This is a genomic window from Aeromonas veronii, assembly GCF_040215105.1.
Taxonomy (GTDB): Bacteria; Pseudomonadota; Gammaproteobacteria; order Enterobacterales; family Aeromonadaceae; genus Aeromonas; species Aeromonas veronii_G.
In genome coordinates this window covers 3791825-3816005 of record NZ_CP157875.1, presented here as the reverse complement: position 1 = coordinate 3816005, position 24181 = coordinate 3791825, and the positions used below count along the sequence as shown (strand labels likewise).

22 protein-coding genes and 14 tRNA genes are annotated in these 24181 nt (G+C 60.7%); 29 read left to right on the top strand and 7 right to left on the bottom strand.

Annotation, left to right across the window (positions count from 1 at the left end):
* Positions 1-298 precede the first annotated feature (298 nt).
* The 22 genes from ybgC (at position 299) to nadA (ending at position 8713) form a co-directional block, all read left to right on the top strand.
* The gene (gene ybgC / locus ABNP46_RS17565; protein ID WP_349919530.1) at positions 299-706 is read left to right on the top strand and encodes a tol-pal system-associated acyl-CoA thioesterase; all 408 of its coding nucleotides are present in this window, start codon (positions 299-301) and stop codon (positions 704-706) included.
* On the top strand, positions 696-1382 hold the full coding sequence (tolQ, locus tag ABNP46_RS17560) for a protein TolQ (protein WP_349919529.1): 687 nt from the start codon (positions 696-698) through the stop codon (positions 1380-1382). The genes ybgC and tolQ overlap by 11 nt, the downstream gene beginning before the upstream one ends.
* On the top strand, positions 1383-1829 hold the full coding sequence (tolR, locus tag ABNP46_RS17555; RefSeq protein WP_005331545.1) for a protein TolR: 447 nt from the start codon (positions 1383-1385) through the stop codon (positions 1827-1829).
* Positions 1830-1834: 5 nt separating this feature from the next.
* Positions 1835-2962: a cell envelope integrity protein TolA gene (tolA, locus tag ABNP46_RS17550; protein WP_349919527.1), complete on the top strand. Its 1128-nt coding sequence runs from the start codon at positions 1835-1837 to the stop codon at positions 2960-2962.
* A 92-nt stretch (positions 2963-3054) separates the two neighbouring features.
* Positions 3055-4380: a Tol-Pal system beta propeller repeat protein TolB gene (gene tolB / locus ABNP46_RS17545; RefSeq protein ID WP_349919526.1), complete on the top strand. Its 1326-nt coding sequence runs from the start codon at positions 3055-3057 to the stop codon at positions 4378-4380.
* Between the two features lie 50 nt (positions 4381-4430).
* The gene (pal, locus tag ABNP46_RS17540) at positions 4431-4955 is read left to right on the top strand and encodes a peptidoglycan-associated lipoprotein Pal (RefSeq protein WP_100859355.1); all 525 of its coding nucleotides are present in this window, start codon (positions 4431-4433) and stop codon (positions 4953-4955) included.
* Between the two features lie 160 nt (positions 4956-5115).
* Positions 5116-5916: a tol-pal system protein YbgF gene (gene ybgF / locus ABNP46_RS17535; RefSeq protein WP_349919525.1), complete on the top strand. Its 801-nt coding sequence runs from the start codon at positions 5116-5118 to the stop codon at positions 5914-5916.
* Positions 5917-6090: 174 nt separating this feature from the next.
* Positions 6091-6166: transfer RNA gene (locus tag ABNP46_RS17530), tRNA-Lys, on the top strand.
* Between the two features lie 33 nt (positions 6167-6199).
* A tRNA-Val gene (locus tag ABNP46_RS17525) sits at positions 6200-6275 on the top strand.
* A 45-nt stretch (positions 6276-6320) separates the two neighbouring features.
* Positions 6321-6396, top strand: a tRNA-Lys gene (locus tag ABNP46_RS17520).
* Positions 6397-6416: 20 nt separating this feature from the next.
* Positions 6417-6492 (top strand) — tRNA-Val (locus ABNP46_RS17515).
* A gap of 21 nt (positions 6493-6513) precedes the next feature.
* A tRNA-Lys gene (locus tag ABNP46_RS17510) sits at positions 6514-6589 on the top strand.
* An 18-nt stretch (positions 6590-6607) separates the two neighbouring features.
* A tRNA-Val gene (locus ABNP46_RS17505) sits at positions 6608-6683 on the top strand.
* Between the two features lie 21 nt (positions 6684-6704).
* Positions 6705-6780: transfer RNA gene (locus tag ABNP46_RS17500), tRNA-Lys, on the top strand.
* Positions 6781-6798: 18 nt separating this feature from the next.
* Positions 6799-6874: transfer RNA gene (locus tag ABNP46_RS17495), tRNA-Val, on the top strand.
* Positions 6875-6895: 21 nt separating this feature from the next.
* Positions 6896-6971 (top strand) — tRNA-Lys (locus tag ABNP46_RS17490).
* Positions 6972-6989: 18 nt separating this feature from the next.
* Positions 6990-7065: transfer RNA gene (locus ABNP46_RS17485), tRNA-Val, on the top strand.
* Between the two features lie 21 nt (positions 7066-7086).
* Positions 7087-7162, top strand: a tRNA-Lys gene (locus ABNP46_RS17480).
* A gap of 18 nt (positions 7163-7180) precedes the next feature.
* A tRNA-Val gene (locus ABNP46_RS17475) sits at positions 7181-7256 on the top strand.
* A gap of 21 nt (positions 7257-7277) precedes the next feature.
* Positions 7278-7353: transfer RNA gene (locus tag ABNP46_RS17470), tRNA-Lys, on the top strand.
* Positions 7354-7372: 19 nt separating this feature from the next.
* Positions 7373-7448 (top strand) — tRNA-Val (locus tag ABNP46_RS17465).
* Positions 7449-7639: 191 nt separating this feature from the next.
* On the top strand, positions 7640-8713 hold the full coding sequence (gene nadA / locus ABNP46_RS17460; RefSeq protein ID WP_349919524.1) for a quinolinate synthase NadA: 1074 nt from the start codon (positions 7640-7642) through the stop codon (positions 8711-8713).
* Between the two features lie 67 nt (positions 8714-8780).
* On the opposite strand, the gene ABNP46_RS17455 is transcribed toward nadA, so the two are convergent.
* Together ABNP46_RS17455 and gap are read right to left on the bottom strand one after the other, a co-directional pair.
* Entirely contained in the window at positions 8781-9647 is an 867-nt protein-coding gene (locus tag ABNP46_RS17455; RefSeq protein ID WP_349919522.1) for a D-hexose-6-phosphate mutarotase, read from the bottom strand.
* Between the two features lie 87 nt (positions 9648-9734).
* A complete protein-coding gene (gene gap / locus ABNP46_RS17450; RefSeq protein ID WP_100859352.1) occupies positions 9735-10730 on the bottom strand; it encodes a type I glyceraldehyde-3-phosphate dehydrogenase in 996 nt (331 codons plus the stop codon).
* Between the two features lie 340 nt (positions 10731-11070).
* On the opposite strand from gap, the gene malQ reads away from it, so the two are divergent.
* The 4 genes from malQ (at position 11071) to msrB (ending at position 18101) form a co-directional block, all read left to right on the top strand.
* The gene (malQ, locus tag ABNP46_RS17445) at positions 11071-13260 is read left to right on the top strand and encodes a 4-alpha-glucanotransferase (protein ID WP_349919520.1); all 2190 of its coding nucleotides are present in this window, start codon (positions 11071-11073) and stop codon (positions 13258-13260) included.
* A gap of 79 nt (positions 13261-13339) precedes the next feature.
* Positions 13340-15517, top strand: coding sequence for a 1,4-alpha-glucan branching protein GlgB (gene glgB, locus ABNP46_RS17440; protein ID WP_349919518.1), 2178 nt, complete (start codon positions 13340-13342; stop codon positions 15515-15517).
* The gene (gene glgX / locus ABNP46_RS17435) at positions 15517-17658 is read left to right on the top strand and encodes a glycogen debranching protein GlgX (RefSeq protein WP_349919516.1); all 2142 of its coding nucleotides are present in this window, start codon (positions 15517-15519) and stop codon (positions 17656-17658) included. The genes glgB and glgX overlap by 1 nt, the downstream gene beginning before the upstream one ends.
* A 56-nt stretch (positions 17659-17714) precedes the next feature.
* Positions 17715-18101 (top strand): peptide-methionine (R)-S-oxide reductase MsrB, encoded by a 387-nt coding sequence (msrB, locus tag ABNP46_RS17430; RefSeq protein WP_349919514.1) that lies wholly within the window; start codon positions 17715-17717, stop codon positions 18099-18101.
* A 78-nt stretch (positions 18102-18179) separates the two neighbouring features.
* On the opposite strand, the gene chrA is transcribed toward msrB, so the two are convergent.
* The 3 genes from chrA to ABNP46_RS17415 all read right to left on the bottom strand — a co-directional run bounded on the left by chrA (position 18180) and on the right by ABNP46_RS17415 (position 21278).
* A complete protein-coding gene (gene chrA, locus ABNP46_RS17425) occupies positions 18180-19343 on the bottom strand; it encodes a chromate efflux transporter (protein WP_349919513.1) in 1164 nt (387 codons plus the stop codon).
* Between the two features lie 174 nt (positions 19344-19517).
* Positions 19518-19958, bottom strand: a complete 441-nt coding sequence (locus ABNP46_RS17420) for a nucleotide triphosphate diphosphatase NUDT15 (protein WP_349919512.1) — start codon at positions 19956-19958, stop codon at positions 19518-19520.
* Between the two features lie 315 nt (positions 19959-20273).
* Complete coding sequence (locus ABNP46_RS17415; protein ID WP_349919511.1) at positions 20274-21278, bottom strand: NADP-dependent oxidoreductase; 1005 nt, start codon at positions 21276-21278, stop codon at positions 20274-20276.
* Between the two features lie 219 nt (positions 21279-21497).
* On the opposite strand from ABNP46_RS17415, the gene ABNP46_RS17410 reads away from it, so the two are divergent.
* The 3 genes from ABNP46_RS17410 to ABNP46_RS17400 all read left to right on the top strand — a co-directional run bounded on the left by ABNP46_RS17410 (position 21498) and on the right by ABNP46_RS17400 (position 22647).
* Complete coding sequence (locus ABNP46_RS17410; protein WP_349919509.1) at positions 21498-21923, top strand: MarR family winged helix-turn-helix transcriptional regulator; 426 nt, start codon at positions 21498-21500, stop codon at positions 21921-21923.
* Positions 21924-21952: 29 nt separating this feature from the next.
* On the top strand, positions 21953-22183 hold the full coding sequence (locus tag ABNP46_RS17405; protein WP_349919508.1) for a hypothetical protein: 231 nt from the start codon (positions 21953-21955) through the stop codon (positions 22181-22183).
* Positions 22184-22329: 146 nt separating this feature from the next.
* Positions 22330-22647, top strand: a complete 318-nt coding sequence (locus ABNP46_RS17400) for a hypothetical protein (protein ID WP_349919506.1) — start codon at positions 22330-22332, stop codon at positions 22645-22647.
* 80 nt (positions 22648-22727) lie between these two features.
* Here ABNP46_RS17400 and ABNP46_RS17395 read toward each other — a convergent pair whose 3' ends face one another.
* Complete coding sequence (locus ABNP46_RS17395; protein WP_349919504.1) at positions 22728-23204, bottom strand: Lrp/AsnC family transcriptional regulator; 477 nt, start codon at positions 23202-23204, stop codon at positions 22728-22730.
* A 307-nt stretch (positions 23205-23511) separates the two neighbouring features.
* Positions 23512-24126, bottom strand: coding sequence for a helix-turn-helix transcriptional regulator (locus ABNP46_RS17390; RefSeq protein ID WP_349919502.1), 615 nt, complete (start codon positions 24124-24126; stop codon positions 23512-23514).
* Between the last annotated feature and the right edge of the window lie 55 nt (positions 24127-24181).

Genomic DNA, 24181 nt, shown 5'->3' with positions numbered 1-24181 from the left:
CGCTCTGTAGCTTCACACTATCTTGCGGTTCATCTGGGCACGACAATCCCTTGGTCGTTGGCAAGACAAGCAGACCTTCCCCGGCACTTCAAACTGGTTATCTCGTATTCGAAGGCGACTTCATTCCGTTGTGTTTTCCAATGCCAGTGACTTCTCTTGGCATGGATCTAGCCTGAAATATTTCCTGCCATAAAAAATAGTGGAGGATGGGATTTCCCTGTCTCCCCCTGCTTCTTTCCTATTCAGCCCTGCGCTATGATAGCCCCCCATCTGACTGTCGAATGGATCACAGATTTTTATGGGGGAAGTCTCTGAGTTTCCGGTGCGTGTCTACTACGAGGACACGGACGCTGGAGGCATCGTCTACAACGCCAATTATCTCAAGTTCATGGAGCGGGCACGTACCGAATTCCTGCGTGCCGGCGGCATCGAGCAGGACGTCCTGCTGCAGGCCGGGCTTGCCTTCGTGGTGAGTCGGACCGAGATCGATTTTCGCGCCGCAGCCCGCTTCAATGAACTACTGACCGTATTGACGCAAGTGACTGAAGTGAAACGCGCATCCATGCGTTTTTCACAACGGATCCTGGCGGCTGATGGACGACTGATCACCCAGGCCATGGTACAGATAGCCTGTGTCAGTCATCCGCAAATGAAACCTGTCGCAATACCTGAAAATATCAAGGGAGTGCTGTTAAGTGCACGCTGAAATTTCGTTTATTGGCCTGTTCTGGCAAGCCAGTCTGTTGGTCAAACTGGTCATGATGACCCTGATGGGCATGTCGGTCGTCTCCTGGGCGCTGATCATCCAGCGTTCCAAGGCCATCAAGGCGGCCAATCAGGCCTCCGAGCAGTTTGAGGACAGATTCTGGTCCGGGGTCGATCTCAACCGTCTCTATCAGGAGTCCTCCTCCCGCCGCGATGACATCGAAGGCATGGAAGACATCTTCTACTCCGGCTTCAAGGAGTATGCCCGTCTGCTCAAGGCCGGTGCCCGTGGCCAGGATGCGGTGATGGACGGTACCTATCGTGCCATGCGCGTCTCTTTGTCCCGCGCGGTGGACGATCTGGAGTCCAACTTGCCGGTTCTGGCGACCATCGGCTCCATCAGCCCCTACATCGGTCTGTTCGGTACCGTCTGGGGGATCATGAACGCCTTTATCGCCCTGGGTCAGGTTCAGCAGGCCACCCTGCAGATGGTGGCACCGGGCATCGCGGAGGCATTGATCGCCACCGCCATGGGTCTGTTTGCGGCCATCCCGGCGGTCATCTTCTACAACCGCTTCACCAACAAGGTGGAACGACTGGAAAACGCCTACGCCAACTTCATGGACGAGTTCACGACTATCCTGAACCGCCAAATTGCACAGCAGGGTGAGAAGTAAATGCAAACCTATCAGCGGATCCGACGCAAGAAGGTCGCCGAGATCAACGTGGTGCCCTACATCGACGTCATGCTGGTGTTGCTCATCATCTTCATGGCGGTGACGCCGGTGATCACCCAGGGGGTCAAGGTCGACTTGCCCCAGGCGGAATCCGAGCAGTTGCCCGAGGATGCCAAGCCCCCCTTCATCGTCAGCGTGAACACCGAAGGGGAGTACGTCATCAAGGCGGGTGAAGCGGACGACGAGCCGGTGCCGAGCGGCACGCCCGAGGCGATGCAGCAATACATCACCGAGAAGGCCATGGGGTATCTCGCCATCAACCAGAACGCCCCCGTGGTGGTGGCCGGTGACAAGTCCGTGCGCTACGAAGAGGTGATCCTGTTGATGGTCGCCCTCAAGAAAGCCGGTGTGCCTCAGGTTGGCCTGATGACGGATCCGGTGAACTGACGGAGATGGATGTGAAGCGTGGTATTTCCGGTTATCTCGTCGCGTCGCTGCTGCTGCATCTGATCATCGGCATCATACTGCTGGTCGGTATCGACTTCAGCAAGCCCAAGCGTCCCGAGTCAAAGGGACAGATCGTCAACGCGGTGATGCTGGACAGCGACTTCCTGGAACAACAGGCACAGCAGATCCAGCAGCAGAAGCAGGCACAGCCCAAAGCGGTCCAGCAGCAAAAGGAAAAGGACAAGGAAGACGCCGATCAGGCCAAACGCGAGTTGGCGCAGGAGCAAGAGCGTCTGCGCATCGCCGAGACCAAGCGCAAGGAAGCCGAAGAGGCGACCCGCAAGGCCGAGACCGAGAAGCAGAAGAAGGTCGCCGAGCAGAAGCAGGCGGAAGAGAAGGCTCAAAAGGCCGAGGAAGCCCGCAAGCAGGCAGCCGACAAGGCCAAGGCGGAAGCCAAGCGTCAGGAAGAAGAGCTGGCCAAGGCGCTGGCGTTGAAGAAAAAGAAAGAAGAACTGGAGAAGAAGCAGGCCGACGAGAAAGCCAAGGCTGATGCGGCCAAGAAGGCGGAGGCCGACAAGAAGGCCAAGGCCGAGGCTGAGAAGAAAGCCAAGGCAGAAGCCGAGAAGAAAGCCAAGGCGGAGGCCGACAAGAAAGCCGCAGATGAAGCTGCCAAGAAGGCAAAAGCTGACGCAGAGAAGAAGGCGAAGGCAGAAGCCGACAAGAAGGCCAAGATAGAGGCTGAGCGCAAGCGCAAGGCGGCGGAAGAAGCCAAGTTGCAAAAAGAGATGGAAGCCATGATGGAGCAGCAACTGGCCGCTGAGGCCAATGCCCGCAGTCAGGCTGCATCTGCTGCCGCCAAGGGGGAAGTGGACAAGTACGCCGCGCTCATCAAGGCCACGGTGGAGCGCTACATGATCCTGGACCCCACCATGCGGGGCAAAACCTGTACTATCGGTGTCAAATTGGCCAGTACCGGTTTCGTCATCTCGGTGGACAATGGTCAGGGTGACCCTGCAGTTTGCCGCTCCGGCAAGGCGGCGGTACTGAAGGCGAATCAACTGCCGGTGCCGAAGGATCCTGCGGCGTTCGAGATGTTGAAGGAGTTTAACCTCAAGTTAGAACCAAGCATCTAAGCGTGATACAACTGAGTAACAGATTGTGATTGGCAGCTTCTGCTGATAAAGGATTTTCACCTCTCATTTTTTTGGAACAGAGTATTTAAGCCATGATAAGAAAAGTGTTTTTTGCTTTGGTTGGCTGCCTTCTGCTGGGCCAGAGCGCTCAGGCGGCCCTGGACATCGTCATCACCGGCGGCATCGACAGCGCACGTCCCATCGCCATTGCTCCCTTCAAGTGGGAAGGTAATGGTCAACTGCCCCAGGACATCGCCGAGGTGGTGTCCAACGACCTGATGCGCAGCGGCAAGTTCAAGCCCCTGGCCCGTGGCCAGATGCCGCAGACCCCGAGCACCAGCGGCGAGATCAACTTCGCACCCTGGGCCTCCCAAGGGGTGGAAGCCGTGGTGGTGGGTACCGTCTCTGCGGTAGGGGATGGCTCCTACAAGATCAACTTCGAGCTGGTCGACGTGCTGAAGGGCCAGCTGGCCAAGACCCAGGGCGGGGAGGCCAACGGCTATATCCTGGATAGCCGCATGGCGACCATCCCGGGTGCCCAGATGCGTCAGTTCGCCCACCGCATCTCCGACATCGTCTATGAGCGCCTGACCGGTGAACGTGGCGCCTTCCTGACCCGTCTGGCCTATGTGTCGGTGGAGCAGGGCACCCAGTTCCCGTACCAGTTGCGGATCTCCGATTACGACGGCTACAACGAGAAGACTCTGCTGCGCTCCCGCGAGCCGCTGATGTCTCCGGCCTGGTCACCGGATGGCAGCAAGCTGGCCTATGTCAGCTTCGAGAACCAGAAGTCCGAGATCTATGTGCAGGATATCTACAGCCAGCAGCGCAGCCTGATCACCAGTTTCCGCGGCATCAACGGGGCTCCTGAGTGGTCACCGGATGGTCGTCGATTGGCTATTGTTTTGTCCAAAGATGGTCAGCCGGATATCTATGTTGTTGATGTTGCTAGCAAGCAACTCACTCGAGTCACAAATAACCGTACCATCGACACCGAACCCTCCTGGATGCCGGATGGTCAAACTTTGCTGTTCACCTCTGAACGTGGTGGCAAACCCCAGATTTATAGCGTAAATTTGGCGACTGGTGTCACTCGCCGGATGACCTGGGAAGGAGATTCCAACCAAGGTGCATCCATCACTCCGGACGGCAAGTCCATGGTGATGGTGACCCGGGTTCAGGGACAATATCGCATCGCTCGCCAGGATATGGAAAATGGAGCCATGTTGGTGTTGACCCAGAGTGCTCTGGATGAGTCGCCAAGTGTGGCTCCCAATGGCAGCATGATCATTTATGCCACCATCTATCAAGGTCGCAAGAGTCTGGCTTTGGTGTCGACCGACGGTCGCTTCAAGGCAGTGCTCCCGACCAATAGCGGTGAAATTCGTGCACCAGCTTGGTCGCCCTTCTTGAATTGATAAAAAAATCGATTGTTTTTTGTTTTGTTATAAAGGTTTAAGGAAATAGCATGCAACTCAATAAACTGCTCAAGGGTCTGGCCATCGCACTGCCACTGTTCACCCTGGCTGCCTGTAGTTCTTCCTCTGACTCCGACGCCGCTGGTGCCGAGTCTGGCATGACCGACGGCATGGGCGGTGTACAAACCGGTGGCGCCAACGGCATGTTGTCCCCGGAAGAACAGATGCGTCAAAAGTTTGAAGCGCTGCAGCGCGACAACGTGATCTACTTCCCGTATGACGGTTACGACATTCAGGGTCAGTACGCCGACCTGCTGGATGCCCACGCCAGCTACCTGCGTGAGCGTCCGAGCGTCAAGGTTCTGATCGAAGGCCACGCCGATGAGCGCGGCACGCCGGAATACAACATCGCCCTGGGCGAGCGTCGTGCCAAGGCTGTTGCCAAGTACATGCAAACCCTGGGTGTTCAGGCCGAGCAGCTCTCCATCGTCAGCTATGGCGAAGAGAAGCCGCTGGATCTGTCTCACACCGAAGAAGCCTTTGCCAAAAACCGCCGCGCGGTCCTGGTTTACTAAGGTTTGAAGTGAACAAAATTCGTGTATAAGCTAACGGCCATCTTGATGGCCGTTTTATTTACATCGAATGTGCCGATTTGATCCGAATGAAATTTATGTATCAGCAAGCGACTGCCGTGATGGCCGCTCTGCTTGCACCCAACGCTAAGGTTTGATCCGAATGAAATCTGTGTACAAGCTAACGCCGATCGTGCTGACCATGCTGGTCGCATTGAACGCCCAGGCGGCCGCGCCGGTGAGCGATCTCAGCGGTGACAGTGGCAGCAGTGTCGCGCTCAGCGGCAACAATGGTGCCATCGTGCCAACAGGCAGTCTGGAAGACAGGGTTGCCTTGCTGGAGCGCACCCTCAACGCCCGCCTGCGTCTGCAGGCCGATCTGCAGCAACAGGTGGATTCCCTGCAAGGGGAGGTCTCCGAGCTGCGTGGTCAGCTGGAACAGCAAACCTACCAGATGGAGCAGTCCCAGGAGCGCCAGCGTCAGCTCTATCAGGAGCTCGACAAGGTAGCAAACAGCCAGCCAGCCGCCACGCCAGCGACACCGGCAGCCGCTGCCACACCCGCCGCTGCGGCCAACTACTCGACCAATCAGAGCGAGAACCAGGCCTATGACGCCGCGGTGAACATGGTGCTCAAGGAGAAGAACTACGACAAGGCCATTCCCGCCTTCGAGGGCTTCATCAAGCAGTTCCCGAACTCCAGCTATGTGCCCAATGCCCATTACTGGCTTGGCCAGCTGATGTTCAACAAGGGGGACAGAACCGGTGCCGCCGCCCAGTTCACCACGGTCGCGACCAAGTACAGCAAGTCACCCAAGCGGGCCGATGCCTTGCTCAAGCTCGGCATGCTGGCGCAGCTCGATGGCAAGAAGGCGGAAGCCAAAAACTTCTATGAGCAGGTGATAAAGGGGTATCCGAACACCTCGCCGGCCCAGCTTGCCAAGCAGAGTCTGAGCAAGCTGTAACATTGCCGTAGGTCACTGTTTTCGTAACACTCTTGTAAACAGTGCCCGGCTTTGTATGCACAGTGAGCAAACAGATTTAATTTGAGAATTTTCTATTGCGCAAGGATGATAAATCCGTAATATAGGCCGCCGTCAGAGCCGGTGCAGCAGTGCACTCGAATCTGGTCGTGGTGAGGGTCGTTAGCTCAGTCGGTAGAGCAGTTGACTTTTAATCAATTGGTCGCTGGTTCGAATCCAGCACGACCCACCATTTCTTCACTTCAAGGTGAAGACCGTATTCCCAGGTCGTTTAGCTCAGCTGGGAGAGCACCTCCCTTACAAGGAGGGGGTCACTGGTTCGAGCCCAGTAACGACCACCATGTTTTGCACTGCCCGCCACATGCGGTTGGTGACAGGTTCAAGATGGGTCGTTAGCTCAGTCGGTAGAGCAGTTGACTCTTAATCAATTGGTCGTAGGTTCGATCCCTACACGACCCACCATCTTGACCACCGAGTTCCCAGGTCGTTTAGCTCAGCTGGGAGAGCACCTCCCTTACAAGGAGGGGGTCACTGGTTCGAGCCCAGTAACGACCACCATGCTTTAAAAATGATTACGATGGGTCGTTAGCTCAGTCGGTAGAGCAGTTGACTTTTAATCAATTGGTCGCTGGTTCGAATCCAGCACGACCCACCATCATTTCACTGTTTCCCAGGTCGTTTAGCTCAGCTGGGAGAGCACCTCCCTTACAAGGAGGGGGTCACTGGTTCGAGCCCAGTAACGACCACCATGCTTTAAAAATGATTACGATGGGTCGTTAGCTCAGTCGGTAGAGCAGTTGACTTTTAATCAATTGGTCGCTGGTTCGAATCCAGCACGACCCACCATCATTTCACTGTTTCCCAGGTCGTTTAGCTCAGCTGGGAGAGCACCTCCCTTACAAGGAGGGGGTCACTGGTTCGAGCCCAGTAACGACCACCATGCTTTAAAAATGATTACGATGGGTCGTTAGCTCAGTCGGTAGAGCAGTTGACTTTTAATCAATTGGTCGCTGGTTCGAATCCAGCACGACCCACCATCATTTCACTGTTTCCCAGGTCGTTTAGCTCAGCTGGGAGAGCACCTCCCTTACAAGGAGGGGGTCACTGGTTCGAGCCCAGTAACGACCACCATGCTTTAAAAATGATTACGATGGGTCGTTAGCTCAGTCGGTAGAGCAGTTGACTTTTAATCAATTGGTCGCTGGTTCGAATCCAGCACGACCCACCATCATTTCACTGTTTCCCAGGTCGTTTAGCTCAGCTGGGAGAGCACCTCCCTTACAAGGAGGGGGTCACTGGTTCGAGCCCAGTAACGACCACCATGCTTTAAAAATGATTACGATGGGTCGTTAGCTCAGTCGGTAGAGCAGTTGACTTTTAATCAATTGGTCGCTGGTTCGAATCCAGCACGACCCACCATCATTTCACTGAATTCCCAGGTCGTTTAGCTCAGCTGGGAGAGCACCTCCCTTACAAGGAGGGGGTCACTGGTTCGAGCCCAGTAACGACCACCACTTTCTTGTCAAAGAAAGCCAGAAGCCCGCTGCATAGCGGGCTTTTTCGTTTCTGCGCTCCGGCGGGCTGGCAGGGAGCATAATTTCCAGTGGCGAAGCAGACTTAGCCCGAGCCCCGGATTTGCTGATGGGTTTGTGGCCGGCTTCTGGGTATAATTTTCGCCTTTCCAAGCGTTGATGGAACAGTCGCAATGAGCAATGCACTGAGCAGTGTCCCTCCTGCCGTCGAGATGGACTACCCCTTCCCGGTCAAGCCGGCTCCCCTGACTGCCGAACAGAAGGCGGCCCTGATCACCGAGATCAAGGCGCTGCTCGAGACGCGGCAGGCGGTGCTGGTCGCCCACTATTACACGGATCCCGAGATCCAGGCGCTGGCGGAAGCCACCGGCGGCTTCGTCGGTGACTCCCTGGAGATGGCCCGCTTCGGCCGGGATCACGCCGCCCAGACCCTGATCGTGGCGGGGGTGCGCTTCATGGGGGAAACCTCCAAGATCCTGAGCCCCCACAAGCGGGTGCTGATGCCGACTCTGGAGGCCGAATGCTCCCTCGATCTGGGTTGCCCCATCGAGCAGTTCTCCGCCTTCTGCGATGCTCACCCAGACCATATCGTGGTGGTCTACGCCAATACCTCGGCGGCGGTGAAGGCCCGTGCCGACTGGGTGGTGACCTCCAGCATCGCGCTGGAGATCGTGGAGCACCTGGACAGCCAGGGTCACAAGATCATCTGGGGCCCGGATCGCCACCTCGGCGCCTACATCGAGAAGAAGACCGGCGCCGAGATGCTGCGCTGGCAGGGTCACTGCATCGTCCACGACGAGTTCAAGGCGCGGGCTCTGCGGGATCTGAAGGCTCAGAACCCGGATGCCGCCGTGCTGGTCCACCCGGAGTCCCCCGCCTCCGTCATCGAGTTGGCCGATGCGGTGGGTTCCACCAGCCAGCTCATCAAGGCAGCCAAAGAGCTGCCACAGCGCAAACTCATCGTGGCGACCGATCGTGGCATCTTCTACAAGATGCAGCAGGCCTGCCCGGACAAGGAGATGGTCGAAGCGCCCACGGGTGGGGATGGGGCCACCTGCCGCAGTTGTGCCCATTGCCCCTGGATGGCGATGAACGGCCTGGTGGCGATCAAGGAGGCGTTGACCGACGGCGCCGAGCGCCACGAGATCCTGGTGGATGAGGCGCTGCGGGTGAAGGCGTTGATCCCGCTGGATCGCATGCTGAACTTTGCCGCCGAACTCAAGTTGAAGACGCAAGGCAACGCCTGATCCGTCGCTGGAAATACAAAAAAGGGGCACCCAGTGGGTGCCCCTTCTGCATGAGACAAGCCGTGGATCAGAGGATCACGGTAGAGACGCTGTGCTCTTCGTCCGGCGCTATGGTCATGCCGGCATCGGCGGTGATGGCCGCCTCAATGCAGAGCATGGTGCGATAGCCATCGTCGCTCATGTCTGCCATGGCGCTGGCGCCTTCCAGCCAGGGGGTCCAGACCACGACGCTGTCGTGATTGCCACTGATCACCTGGGTCGTGCGTGCACCATCCTTGAGCCGCACCACGGACTCGGGCTGGCGGTAGATGCGATCCATGGCCCCTGAGAGGGTCAGAATGCCTTGTTGCCGCTCATCCTGGCCGCTCAGCTTGTCGAGGTAGGGCTCACCCAGCCCGCTGACGCTGACGGCCTCTGGCGCGCTTATCTGCAGATAGGTGTGCAGGGCCGCGTTGTAGACGATGGGGCTGCTGCCCGTGTTGCGGGTGGTCAGCACCAGGGAGAGCTCCTTACCCACCAGCACGTCCAGCTCCAGTTCGAAGGCGTGGGGCCAGAGGGCGCGCGTCGCCTCGTTGTCACGCAACGAGAGATGGACGAGCGTGCCATCCTCGTGATCGGAGACGCCATCCAGGGTCCACAGGGTGGTGCGGGCGAAGCCGTGGGCCGGCTTGCCCTGACCCACCCGGGCGGGGGAGGGGCCAAACCAGGGCCAGCACAGGGGGATGCCGCCACGAATGGGTTTGCTGCCATCGAGCACGGCCTTGTCGCTCAGCCAGAGGGAGGCGGGCTCGCCATGGCGCTGGTAACTCAGCACATGGGCACCAAACAGGCTGATTTCGGCCTGGGCGCTGTCATTGTTGATGGTGAGCACGGGCAGACCCGTGGCGTTGTTGGCGAGCTTGCAGTGGGCTGTCAGGGGACGAATGGATTGCATGTGGGCTCCTGCCATGATGAAAACTGAAAACAACAAAAAGGCGGCCAATGGCCGCCTTTTTCATGCTACTTGATTGCGCATCCCAAATTACTTGGAGATGTGAGCGATCAGATCCAGAACCTTGCTGGAGTAGCCCATTTCGTTGTCGTACCAGGATACAACTTTAACGAACTTGTCGTTCAGCTGGATACCAGCCTTGGCGTCGAATACAGAAGTCTGACGCTCACCCAGGAAGTCGGTGGAAACCACTTCGTCTTCGGTGTAACCCAGAACACCCTTCATGGCGCCTTGGGAGGCAGCCTTCATGGCTTCACAGATTTCAGCGTAGGTAGCGGCTTTCTTCAGGTTGACGGTCAGGTCAACAACAGACACGTCCGGAGTCGGAACGCGGAAGGCCATACCGGTCAGCAGACCCTTCAGCTCGGGGATAACCACGCCAACGGCCTTGGCAGCACCGGTAGAGGACGGGATGATGTTCTGAGCCGCACCGCGGCCACCGCGCCAGTCTTTGGCAGACGGACCATCAACGGTCTTCTGGGTAGCAGTGGTAGCGTGAACGGTGGTCATCAGGCCGGATTCGATACCGAAGGTATCGTTCAGAACCTTGGCGATGGGGGCCAGGCAGTTGGTGGTGCAGGAAGCGTTGGAAACGATGTCCTGGCCAGCGTAGGTGGCGTCGTTAACGCCCATGACGAACATCGGGGTCGCGTCTTTGGACGGACCGGTCAGTACGACTTTCTTGGCGCCGGCAGCGATGTGCTTGCGAGCGGTCTCGTCGGTCAGGAACAGACCGGTAGCTTCGGCAACAACATCAACACCGATGTCGCCCCATTTCAGGTTTGCCGGGTCACGTTCAGCGGTAACACGTACGGTTTTGCCGTTGACAACCAGGTTGCCGTCTTTGACTTCAACGGTGCCATTGAAACGACCGTGAGTGGAGTCGTACTTCAGCATGTAAGCCATGTAGTCAACGTCGATCAGGTCGTTGATACCAACAACTTCGATGTCGTTGCGCTCAGCGGCCAGACGGAATACGAAACGGCCGATGCGGCCAAAACCGTTAATACCTACTTTGATAGTCATAATTGGTTACCTAACTGTTCAGTAGTCAAAGAAAATTCCGTTTGTAAATTTACTAGAACTCCCCCGTGAGTCAACCAACAATCTGCGCGAAATTGCGCTATATCATGAAAAACTGTGAAATTTATTTTCGGTTTATGTAACTGGCTACCAACTTTTGTTGAATCCGTCATCAGCCGATTGCCGCCACAGCGATCAACAATAGTGCCTGTCCGGTCACACATCCAGCCGGGGAGATATGTAAAAATGTGCGCGGTTTAGCATGGCCCATAGAGCCACTGTTCAAGTACCACCCATAAAAATTAATCATATAGATAGAATCCACAGCGGGAATTCTCAAACTATGACCACCCTGATTGAACAGCTGGCTGCCGCCAAAGGTATTGCCAGTGAGTATGTTGATGCCTGGGGCAATCCGGCCCAGGTATCGGAAGAGAGCAAGGCCGCCATGCTGGGCGCCATGGGTTATCGCGTCGATGACGAGGATGCCCTGACCGAGCAGCTGGAAGAGGAGCACCGCCAGCACTGGCTGCGGGCTCTGGATCCCGTGATGGTGGTGCGCAGCGGCGAACCCATCAGCCTGGAAGTGCGCCTGCCCCTGGAGTTCGTGAACGACGCCCTCAGCTGGCAACTGGTGCAGGAACATGGCGCCATTTTGTCCGGTCAGATCACCCCCATTGACGGGGAGCTGGTCGGGGTCGCCGAATTCGAGGAGATGGAGTGCCAGGCCTATCGCGTGGCACTGGCTGCGCAACCCGAGCTCGGCTATCACCAGCTGGTGCTGCTGGAGGAGGGCAACGACGAGCCGCTCGCCACCATGCGCCTCATCGTTGCCCCCAAGTCCTGCTACAAGCAGGCGCCCATCGCCAATGGCCAGAAGGTGTGGGGGCCGAGCGTGCAGCTCTATTGCCTGCGCAGCCGCCACAACTGGGGCATTGGCGATTTCAGCGATCTCGGCCAGCTGGTCGAGAAAGCCGCCGCCTGGGGCGCTCACTTCGTCGGTCTGAACCCCATTCACGCCCTCTACCCGGCCAACCCGGAGAGCGCCAGTCCTTACAGTCCCTCCTCCCGCCGCTGGCTCAACGTGGCCTACATCAACGTGGAGACGGTGCCGGAGTTTCTGGCCAACGAGCGGCTCAAGGCCGAGGTTGCCTCTCCTGCGTTCCAGCAGTTGCTGGCCTCCCTGCGGGCCAAGGATAACGTCGATTACACCGGTGTCATCCAGACCAAGATCGGCATGCTGCGCCAGGTGTTCGATCAGGGGAAACTGACCGCCGAGCGCCAGGCCCGCTTCGATGCCTTCGTGGCGGCCGGTGGCGACAGCCTGCAACAGCAGGCGGTGTTCGATGCCCTGCAGGCCCACTTCTACGACCAGGGTGACAATGCCTGGGGGTGGCCGGTCTGGCCGGATGCCTTCCGCGACTATCACAATCCCGAGGTGGCGAGCTGGACCGCCGAGCATCAGGCCGATGTCAGCTTCTACCTCTATCTGCAGTTCCTGGCAGACGAACAGCTTGCGCAAGCAGACGCCCGTGCCAAGGCGGCCGGCATGGTGATGGGGATCTACCGGGATCTGGCGGTGGGTGTCTCCGAAGGCTCCACCGAGATCTGGGCGAACCGGGATCTCTACTGCCCGAAAGCCTCGGTCGGTGCGCCGCCCGACATCCTGGGCCCGCTCGGTCAGAACTGGGGCCTGCCCCCCATGAACCCGAACCAGCTGTTCGAGGCGGCCTATCAGCCCATGGTGGATCTGTTCCGCGCCAACATGCGCTCCTGCGGCGCGTTGCGTATCGATCACGTGATGGCCTTGCTGCGCCTGTGGTGGGTGCCGCCCGGAGAATCCGCCGCCAAGGGCGCCTACATCTATTACCCGGTCAACGACCTGCTGGGGATCCTGGCGCTCGAATCCCACCGCAATCAGTGCTTGCTGATCGGCGAGGATCTCGGCACCGTGCCGGAAGGCATCGATGTGACCCTCAAGGAGAACGGCGTCCACTCCTACAAGGTGTTCTTCTTCGAGCGCTCCAAGGCGGATGGCGGCTTCATCTCCCCGGCTCACTACACCGAGCAGGCGATGTCGGCCCTGACCACCCACGACATGCCGACCCTCAAGGGCTTCTGGCATTGCGACGATCTGGCGCTGGGTCGCGAGCTGGGTCTGTACCCGGATGAAGCAGTACTCAAGACCCTGTATGCTGATCGCCACCAGGCCAAGCAGCGGATCCTCGACAGCCTGCATGCCCACGGGGTCATCTCGGGCAACATCAGTCACGACGTGAACTGGGTCGGCATGAACACCGAACTCAACCACGGCCTGCAGTTGCACATGTCCCGCGGCAGTTGCGCCCTGTTCAGCACCCAGCTGGAAGACTGGCTGGAGATGGACAAGCCGGTGAACGTGCCGGGTACCAGCTATGAGTACCCCAACTGGCGTCGCAAGCTCTCCCGGGATCTGGAAGATATCTTTGCCGACGAGGCGCTCAAGGCACTGGCAAGCAAGATGAGCCTGGCTCGTCATGAGGCCGGTCGTTGAGCCAGCGTCGCCAACTGACTCATATTTATCCGCTCCGGCTTCGGCCGGCGCGGATGTTCAGCCATGAAAGGAAATGCCGATGCCCGTTGAACGTTTGGTTGCCGCCCGCTGTGCCGATCCCTTCTCGTCCCTAGGCCTGCTGGCCAATCCGGGTGGGCCAGGCCTCAAGCTGACAGCCTGGCTGCCCGATGCCCTGGAGGTCCGCGTCAGGGATCTCAAGTCAGGCAAAATCGTTGCCACCCTGACCCCCACCGATGAATCGGGCCTTTTTGAAACTGTTTTCACTCGCCGCAAGTATCCCTTCCCCTATCAGCTGACAGCCAGCTACCCCGATGCCAGTACCGAATTCATCGATCCCTATCAGTTCCAGGCCGCCGCCTGGGAAGGACTGGCGGAGCTGACCCACCAGCCGGAAAACCTCTACCACACCCTCGGCGCTCAACTGCGCACCGTCGAACACCTCGGCCAGCGGGTGGAGGGGGTGCGCTTCGCCGTCTATGCCCCGAGCGCCAGCGCGGTGAGCCTCATCGGTGACTTCAACTTCTGGGATGGCCGCCGCCACCCCATGCAGCGCAGCCAGTGCGGTCACTGGGTGCTGTTCGTGCCCGGTCTCAAGGCCGGAGAGCGCTACAAGTTCGAGCTGAAGGATCCGGCGGGCAACCGTCTGCCCCACAAGAGCGACCCGGTGGGTTTCTACTGCGAGCAGTACCCGTCGTTCGCCTCCGTCATCCATGACCACGACCAGTATCAGTGGCAGGATGCCGCCTGGCGCGAGAGCCAGCGCAATGACAAGCGGGAGCAGCCCATCTCCATCTACGAGCTGCACGCAGGCTCCTGGAAGCGCCACCCGAACGGTGACAGCCTGAGCTGGCGCGAGCTGGCGGTGGATCTGGTCGATTATGTCAAGGAGATGGCCTACACCCACATCGAGCTGATGCCGGTCTCCGAGCACCCCTTCAGCGGATCCTGGGGCTACCAGCCGGTGGGCATGTTCTCCCCCACCAGCCGCTTCGGCGGTGTCGACGACTTCAAGTACTTCGTGGACTGCTGCCACCAGGCGGGGATAGGGGTCATCCTGGACTGGGTGCCCGCCCACTTCCCGTCCGATGCCCACGGCCTGGCCCGTTTCGACGGCACCCCGCTCTATGAGTACGAGGATCCACGCCGGGGCTGGCACCCGGACTGGAACTCCTACATCTATGACTTCGGTCGCAACAACGTGCGCCAGTTCCTGGTGGCGAGCGCCCTGTTCTGGCTGGACAAGTTCCATGTGGACGGGCTGCGGGTGGATGCGGTCGCCTCCATGCTCTATCTGGACTATTCCCGCAACGCCGGCGAGTGGGTGCCAAACGTCGACGGGGGCAACCACAACTACGAGGCCATCAGCCTCTTGAAGTGGACCAACGAGGAGGTGTACGGCAAGTACCCTCACGCCATGACCATCGCCGAGGAGTCCACCGCCTTCGCCGGGGTCTCCAGACCCACCTTCCTGGGGGGGCTGGGCTTTGGCTTCAAGTGGAATATGGGCTGGATGCACGACACCTTGAGCTACATGCAGAAGGAGCCCATCCACCGCCGCTACCACCACAACGAGATGACCTTCTCCATGGTGTATCACTATGACGAGAACTTCATCCTGGCCCTGTCCCACGACGAAGTGGTGCACGGCAAGCACTCCCTGCTCTACAAGATGCCGGGGGACGAGTGGCAGCAGGCCGCCAACCTGCGGGCCTACATGGGCTTCATGTACGGCCACCCCGGCAAGAAGCTCAACTTCATGGGCACCGAGATCGCCCAGAGCAACGAGTGGAATCACGACGCCCAGCTGCCCTGGCACCTGCTGCAATACCCCAAGCACGGTGGCCAGCAGCGCTTGATCCGCGACCTCAACCAGCTCTATCGTCATGATGCCGCCCTGTTCGAGGCGGATTATGAGCGCAGCGGCTTCCGCTGGCTGGATCATCAGGACGCGGACAACAGCATCTTCGCCTGGTTGAGGGCGAACAAACAGGGTGAAAATCCCGTCATGGTGGCCAGCAACTTCACGCCCGTGCCGCGTATCGGTTACCGGCTAGGAGTTCCGGCGTCCGGTGGTTATCGGGTGGTGCTCAACACCGACAGCGAGCATTACTGGGGCAGCAACTATGATGTGGGCCTGGCCTTCGTCGCCGAGCCGACCCCCTGGCAGGGGATGACGCACAGCATAGTGCTGGACCTGCCGCCGCTCGCGACCTTGTTCATCAAACAGGAGTCTTGATGTTTGTAATGGAAACCGGGGTGGATTACCCGCTGGGCGCCCGTCTGGACGAGACGGGTTGCCACTTCTGTGTCTGGGCGCCTCAGTCGGACAAGGTGGAACTCTGTCTGTTCGACGAGCAGGAGCAGGAGCTGGTCCGGCTGACCCTGCCCGGCCAGCGCGGCCAGTATCGCTTCGGCCATGTGCGCGGGGTGAAAGCCGGCCAGCGCTATGGCTATCGGGTCCATGGCACCCCGGACGAGGGCATGCTGTTCGATCCGGACAAGCTCCTGATCGACCCCTATGCCCGGGCCCTCAGTCGATCGACCCACTGGGACGATGGCCTCTACGAGGGGGACAGCGCGGCCATGGTGGCCAAATCGGTGGTGGTGGATGACGCTTTCGACTGGCAGGGGGTCGGCAAGCCGGCCTTGCCGCCGGAGCGGGTCGTGCTCTACGAGACGCACGTCAAGGGGCTCACCCGCCAGCATCCGGGCATCCCGGAAGGGCTGCGCGGCACCTACCTCGGGGTCAGCCATCCGCTGATGATCGAACACATGCAGTCGCTCGGCATCACGGCGGTGCAGCTGATGCCGGTGGCGGCCTACATGTCCGAGCCGAGGCTTGCCCAGATCGGGCTCACCAATTACTGGGGCTACAACCCCATCGCCTTCTTCGCTCCCGAACCGCGCTACGGCTCGGGAGAGGCGGTGACCGAGTTCAAGACCATGGTGCGCGAGCTGCACCGGGCCGGGATCGAGGTGATCCTGGATGTGGTCTACAACCACACCGCCGAGTCGGGCTTTGACGGCCCCATGCTGTCGCTGAAGGGGTTCGACAACGCGGGCTACTATGCCTTCGAGAGCGGGGCCCATGGCCCGGACTACAGCCGTCACGCCAATGTCACCGGCTGTGGCAACAGCGTCAATCTGGATCACCCCAACAGCCTGCGGCTGGTGCTGGATGCCCTGCGCTACTGGGTAACCGAGATGCAGGTTGATGGTTTCCGCTTCGATCTGGCCGTGACCCTGGCCCGGGAAGCGGGGGAGTTCGACCCCATGAGCGCCTTCTTCAAGGCCATGATGGCGGATCCCGTGCTGGCGCGGGTCAGGCTCATCGCCGAGCCCTGGGACATCGGTCCCTTCGGCTATCGTCTCGGTCAGTTCCCGAGCCGGTGGCTGGAGGTCAACGACCGCTATCGCGATACCGTGCGCGCCTTCTGGCGCGGGGACGGGGGCAAGATGGGGGATCTGGCCACCCGGCTGGTGGGGTCGCGGGATCTCTTCCCCAAGAACTGGCGCGCCCCCCACTCCAGTGTCAACTACCTTTGCTACCACGACGGCTTCACCCTGGAGGATCTGGTCTCCTACAACCAGCGTCACAACCAGGCCAATGGTGAAGACAACCGGGATGGTCATGGCAACAACCTCTCCTACAACCACGGGGTGGAGGGGCCGACGCTGGATCCGCGGGTCAACAACCTGCGTCAGCAGCAGAAGCGCAACCTGATAGCGACCCTGCTACTCTCCCAGGGGACGCCGCACTTCCTGGCCGGGGACGAGATGGGCCGCAGCCAGCTCGGCAACAACAACGCCTACTGTCAGGACAACAGGATCAGCTGGGTCAACTGGCAGTGGCGGCCGGAGGATGAGCGGCTGCTCGCCTTCACCCGCCAGATGATGGCCCTGCGCGCAGAATCCAACGTCTTCTCCAACCTGCAACTGGTCGATGACAGCTGGAATGGCAAGGCGACCAGTTGCCACAAGGTCAACTGGTATCATCCAGACGGCCACCAGCTGACCGAGCAGGAGTGGCATGCGCCCATGGGACAGGCGTTTGCCATGGACATCGGCATGCTCGACTGCGGTGGGGAGCGCTGGTACGTATTGTTCAACGCCAGCGACTACGACATCCAGTTCCACCTGCCGACGGCGGGAGAGGGGATGGAGTGGGTCCAGCTCATCGATACCGCCACCAACGATGGCATGCCCTTCCTGCCCGATGACGTCAAGCGCCAGGTGGCGGTGGGTCATGCCCGCTCCCTCAAGCTGCTGGAGCGGGTCGCTCTGTCGGCGGTGGCGCTGGCGGCAGACGGGGTCACGACGACGACGGATGTTGCCGCCGTGTTGCCAACGGGATCACAGTTCCCGCTGGCGGGCTAGAGTCAGGGCCCCCGAGTGGGTATGCTGGGCATCGGTTTGAGAGGCAAGGAGTCAGTATGAGCGGCAACAATCCCGAGCAATGGCGCACCAGGTTGAGCCCTGAGCAGTTCCACGTCTGCTGGGAGAAGGGCACAGAGCGCCCCTACAGTGGCGCCCTGCTCCACAATCGCAAGAGTGGGGACTACCAGTGTGTCTGCTGCAAGAGCGTGCTGTTTCACTCAGATGCCAAGTTTGACTCGGGCTGCGGCTGGCCCTCGTTCGATCGGGCCATCGAGGGGCGGGTGAACTACACGGAAGACCGCAGTCACGGCATGACCCGGGTGGAGATCACCTGCAGCCAGTGCGGCTCCCACCTGGGGCACGTCTTCCCGGACGGGCCGACCGAGACCGGCCAGCGCTACTGTGTCAACAGCCTGAGTCTGGATTTCGATCCCGACGCGTGAAGCCTTGCGTGCAACGAGATGACAAGCGGCGTCCCTTCACAGGGGCGCCGTTTTTTTATGGGCGTCAGGCCGTGGGCGTCAGTGCAGCAGCAGGCTGGCCGTCACCAGCAGGGCGGCCAGAGGCAGGATGGGCAGCGTCAGGACTCGCAGCAGATAGAAGCCCAGAGCGGCCAGCGCCAGATCGGTGGGGGCCTGCACGGCGCTCTGCCACACCGGCTGATAGAGGGCCGCCAGCAGCAACCCGACCACGGCGGCGTTGATGCCCCCCACGGCGCCTGCGAGGGCGGGGTGGGCGAGCCAGCGCTGCCAGCAGGGGCCGACGGCCCACAGCAGCAGAAAGCCCGGCAAAAATAGCGCGAGCGTTGCCAGCAGGGCTCCCGCCAGGGGGGCGGCCGGCAGCAGCAGGGCGCCGAGATAACTCGCCAGGGTGAACAGCGGGCCGGGTACCAGTTGGGCCAGGCCATAACCTGTCATGAGCTGCGGTTGGCTCAGGGTCTGCCCTAGCCCCTCGCTCAACAGAGGCAGCACCACGTGACCGCCGCCAAACACCAGGCTGCCTGCCCGATAGAAGTCCGCAAACAGCTGGCTGGCGGGCCCCTGAGCCAGCAGGGGCAGGCCGATCAGCAAGAGGACGAACAACAGCAGGGTCGGCCAATGAGGCTGGTGAGCCCGGATGCCTGGGGCCAGAGAGGCGGGCGGTTCCGTGTCGTCACCCCGGCCAAGGCGGGCACAGAGCAGGGCGGCCCCGCCCAGCAACAGGATCTGGGTCAGGAGTCCGGGTTGCCACCAGAGTGCGGCGGCGCTCACCACCATGATCCCCTGGTGCAACCGGCTCTGGCAGAACTGGCGGCTCATGGTGAACACCGCATCGGCCACCACGATGAGCGCCAGCAGCTTGAGGCCGTGCAGGACGGCATCCAGCCAGAGGTTTTCCCCCAGTTGCGCGAGGCCGATGGCGGCGGCAAACAGCAGCAGGAAGGAGGGAAGGGTGAAGCCAATGAAGGCGGCCAGGGCGCCATAGAGCCCCGCATGCTGGCGCCCGATGGCGAAACCGAGCTGGCTGGAGGCCGGCCCCGGCAGCAACTGGCACAGGGCCAGCTGGCGGGCAAATTCGGCCTGGTTGAGCCACCCCAGGCGCTGGACGAAGGTGCGCTGGAAATAGCCGATATGGGCGGCCGGGCCACCAAAACTGATGCACCCCAGCCACAGAAATTGCAGGAAAACCGCCGTTACCCTCGTCACCCTCACCTCACACTCCGAATTCGCCCCTGGAGCATATGACAGTTTTGTGATGATTTGATGACGGGTGGCCAGCCCCGGCGACGCGGGCCTGGATTGGCTGGCCTGAGCGGGAAAAACCGTCATCTCCGGCCAGCGGGCAAAGCATGATCACAGAGTTATCGCGCTATCGCGTGATCAGGCTGGCTGGTCGGCCTGAGGCAGATAGCAACGACCTGCCAGCCAGCAGGCGATGGACTGACGGCTGGCATCGAAGTGGGGCTCGGGCAGGGCGCGGGGATCGCACCAGACCCAGCCTTCGCATTTTTCGGGCTCCAGCAGTTGGGGCTCCCCTTCCACCTCTGCCAGCAGGGTGACGGAGACATAGTGCAGCCCGCTCTCGCGCCAGGTCTCCAGATTGTTGGTGACGGCGATGACGCGGGGAGTCGTGATGACGAAGCCCGTCTCCTCGGCCACCTCGCGGATGGCGGCGGATTCGAAACTCTCCCCCAACTCCAGATGACCGCCGGCGATGGACCAGTAGGGGGCGTGACTGCCCTTGCGTTTGCCAAGCAGTACCTGGCCTGCCGCATTGGTCAGGATGACGCCGACACCGACGCGGGGATAGGGAGTGGACATGGGCGCTCCTTGCTGGGATTGAGACATCGGGCACGCTGCCCATCCGTCGGTGTGCGGGGAGAGACGACACCTCACCCGCTGGGCGGACAGCATAAAAAAACGGGCCCACCTTAGGACGGATGGGCCCGTTTCGCAAGCACCCAGGACGGCAGTGCCGACGCTTCTATCTCAAAATCGGATGGATGTGGATACAATGCATCTGTTTAAGCGATAGCTGTCATCCCGGTTTGGCCCGGTTTGGCGATGGGCTACGTCCTCCGTCCGCCATCTGGCGCCGATCCCGGAGCTTCCCGGTTCAGCGGCCAGCACCGATCATCAGCCCAGCTTGACCAGCATCTTGCCGGTGTTGCGGCCCTCGAACAATCCGATGAAGGCTTGCGGCATGCTGGCCAGCCCCTCATAGACGGTCTCCTCGCTCTGCAGGGCTCCGGCTTCGAAGGCGGGAATGGCCTCGGCCAGGAAGTCGCCGTAGTGCTGCCAGTGATCGGACACCAGCAGCCCCTGCAGCAGGATGCGCTTGCGGATGATTTGAGAGAGGTTGCGCGGGCCGCTGGCGCCCCCCTGGCTGTTGTACTGCTCGATGAGGCCGCACAATACGATACGTCCGTGCAGCGCCATGTGGTTGAGGGCCGCTTCCAGCAGGGCGCCGCCGACATTCTCGAAGTAGACCTGAATGCCGTCCGGCGCGAGGCGGGCCAGCTCGGCATCGAGATCCGGCGTCTCCTTGTAGTTGATCACCGCATCGGCCCCCAGGGTCTTGAGATAGGCCACCTTGTCGGCGGAACCGGTGGAGCCGATGACCCGGGCCCCGGCTCGCTTGGCGAGCTGGACCACCATGGTGCCGACCGCGCCGGAGGCGGCCGAGACCAGCACAGTCTCACCCGCCTGCAACTGGGCGACCTTGTGCAGCCCCGCCCAGGCGGTCATGCCCGGCATGCCGAGAGCGCCGAGGAAGCGCTGGGGGGGCAGGTCGGTGGCGGGCAGCCGGGTCAGCTGCGCCGGTTTGGCGATGAAGGCATCGCGCCAGCCTTGCATGCTGCTGACCCTGTCCCCCACCGCGAAGTCCGGGTGACGGGAGGCCTGCACCGTGCCGATGGCACCGCCCTCCAGGGGGGCGTTGAGGGCGAAGGGGGGCACATAGCTCTTGACCTCGCTCATGCGGCCGCGCATGTAGGGATCCACCGATAGCCACTGGTTGGCGACCAGCACTTCTCCCTCCTGCAAGGGGGGCAGGGGAACGGCCTGCAGGCTGAAGTCATCCTGGGTCGGCAGGCCGCTTGGGCGGCGCAGCAGCTGGATCTGGTGGCTGAGCTGATTCATGGTGTCTCTCCAAAGGGGTGGGGGTGGCATGGCTCGTTTAGCCTGCGCCTGCCCGGACCTGGCGTCCAGTCATTGAGTGGGCCCGGGGTGATTTATCTTGCGTGCAAGTTAAAAGCAGCCTAAACCTGAATACACGGCCTGGCAACTGCTTTGTGTGCAAATTATTCAGCCCTCCCTCTTCCTGGGGTATACTGGCCCCCAATGTCTGCGAGGTGTCCCATGAGTGAACTGAAAAAACAGGTCTGTTTCGCCCTCTACAGCGCCTCCAATGCGGTGATGCGCGCCTATCGACCACTGCTGGACAAGCTGGATCTCACCTACACCCAATATCTGGTGATGCTGTCGCTCTGGGCGCGGGACGAGGTCAGCCTCAAGGAGATAGGTCAGGAGACCGGGCTGGATGCCGGCACCCTGACCCCCATCGTCAAGCGGCTGGAGAGCAAGGGCTGGCTGACTCGGACCATCTCCAGCGAAGACGAGCGGCAGAAGTGCATCCGGCTCACCGAGGCAGGGCGCCAGTTGCAACAAGGGGTCAAGGAGTGCTGCCTGGTGGACAACTTGCGCAGCCAGCTGGATCTGGACGATGCTGAGCTGTCCCAGTTGAAGCAGCTTTGCGATCGCCTGGCCGCCCAGCTGGGGCGCTGAGTCAGACCACCTTGTTGGGGAGCCATCCGATGAAAGCCATGTTACCCCTGTTTGCCTTGCTGCTCGGTGCCTGCACCGGCGGCACCCCCCCCGCGTCTGAGCTGCAGATCGATGATGCTGACGCCTGGCAGGCCATCTGCAAGGACGGGGTGCGGGTGCGGGCCATCAGTGATGAGAAGATCTGCGACGCCCATCGCGGCGTGGCCATGTGGACGAATAAGCCAAGGTCTGTGCGGATGGCAGAGGAAGCCACCAAATAGTGTGATCAAGACGCCATAAAATGACACAACCGGCCCCTTGGCCGGTTTTTTTTCGCGATCCCGTCTGCACTTTGCCATCTTGTTCATGGTGCACTCATTTTTCTCTTCCCATACTGGCTCCACAGTGCCAAAGGAGGAGAGAAGAGATGCAATCATCCATCGTCGGGCTCTCCATTCTGTGGGGGCTGGCCAGTTTTGGGGTTCAGGGGGATTTCATCGAGAGCCGTGATTCCGTTGCGCCGTCCTGGCAGGCCGAGTCCAGAGTGGAGATGGAAGGGTATTTGATAGAGTCATTGGGTGAGGATCGCTGGCTGTTCGACAACGGCAGCGAGAGCCTGCTGGTCTCCTTGCCGCAAGGGCAGTGGGTGCCGGAGGGGGAGCGTCTGCGACTGAGCGGCGAGCCCCAGCATGAGCAGGCCGGCTGGCTGCTGCAGGTGCAGGCGGTGAGTCCGGTGAGCGTCTGAATGCCAGTCCGTCAATGACACCTTGAATGACGAAGAGGAGGCCTTGGCCTCCTCTCTTGTTTTTCTCCCCGCAGAGACGTTCACCCCAGGTGATTGAGGGGCAGCGCCGTCTTGTGCTTGATCCGGCGCAGCACGAAGCTGGATCGCACCCCGGTCACGCCGGGGATATGGGTCAGCTTGTCCAGCAGGAAGTGCTGGTAGTGCTCCATGTCCCGCACCACGACCTTGAGCTGATAGTCGGCATCATTGCCGGTGATGAGGTCACACTCCAGCACCTCGGGCAGATCCTGAATGGCCTTGTCGAAGCTCTCGAACCGCTCCGGCGTGTGCCTGTCCATGGAGATGTGGATGTAGGCGGTGAGGGTCAGCCCCAGCTGGCGGGCGTTGAGCAGGGTGACATGGGTATCGATGAGACCGGCATCCTCCAGCGCCTTGACCCGGCGGGAGCAGGGGGAGGGAGAGAGGCCAACCAGTTCGGCCAGCTCCAGATTGCTGATGCGACCATTTTCCTGCATCAGCTCCAGAATATGCCTGTCTATACGATCAAGTTTCAGCATTCTCCGTACCTCGTTGCAATTACTAATTCACTTTTTCTAGATTAAGGGTGAACTATTGCAAAAACAACCGAAAAAGCCTGCTACTTCACAACCACTCACCGCCACAGCAGGGATATGATAATTCCATCTTCCGGTGGCAAAGCAGATACCCGACCAGGTCTCTGCGGTGAAGGACCTTACCGGGTCATCAACCCCATCAGCCGTCCAACCTTATCGGGAACAGGCGGGCTGGACCGAGAGCATCCCCTCCCCGAAGGCAACAAAGCAGGCATCCCGGCGCCTGCTTTGTTGTTTTTGGGCGTCGGCCTCAGGGCCGGATGCGATAGAGGCAGCGCGCATCCCCCTCCAGCAGGTATTGCTCCCGCTCCACCTCGGCCGGGGCCAGCAACTGGCGAAACATCGCAAGCTCGCTTCGGCAAAATCCCCGGCAGGCCCGCGCCGCGGCGCAGATGGGGCAGTGATTCTCCCACCACAACCAGCTGCCATCCTCCTCCTGGCGCATGTCCGCCATGTAACCTTCCCGGCTGCGCAGGGTCTTGAGGCTCGCCAGCTTGTCCGCCAGCGCGGGCTGGGTCAGCGCCGCCTGATAGCGACCCATCATCTGCTGCTCCCGCCGGACGATGAGTTGATCCATCCCTTCCTCACCAAAGAGCTGCCGCACGTCGTCGATGAGCTGCAGGGTCAGCTCGCTGTGGGTATCGGGGAAGCGCTGCCAGGCCTGATCGGTCAGCTGCCACAGCCGCACCGGCCGACCCCGGCCACGGGCCTCGTCGCGAAAGTCCACCAGTCCCTCGGCCTCCAGGGAGAGCAGATGCTGGCGGGCTCCCATGGAGGTCATCTGCAACTGCTCGCCGAGGGCGGCGGCACTCTGCGGGCCCTGGCTCTTCAGCAGGTAGAGGATCTTGTCGGTGCTGGCGTTCATGGAGGGTCCTCGTCAGGGGCGGGCCGGTGCCAGAAGCGGGGAGCGGCGCGGTCGG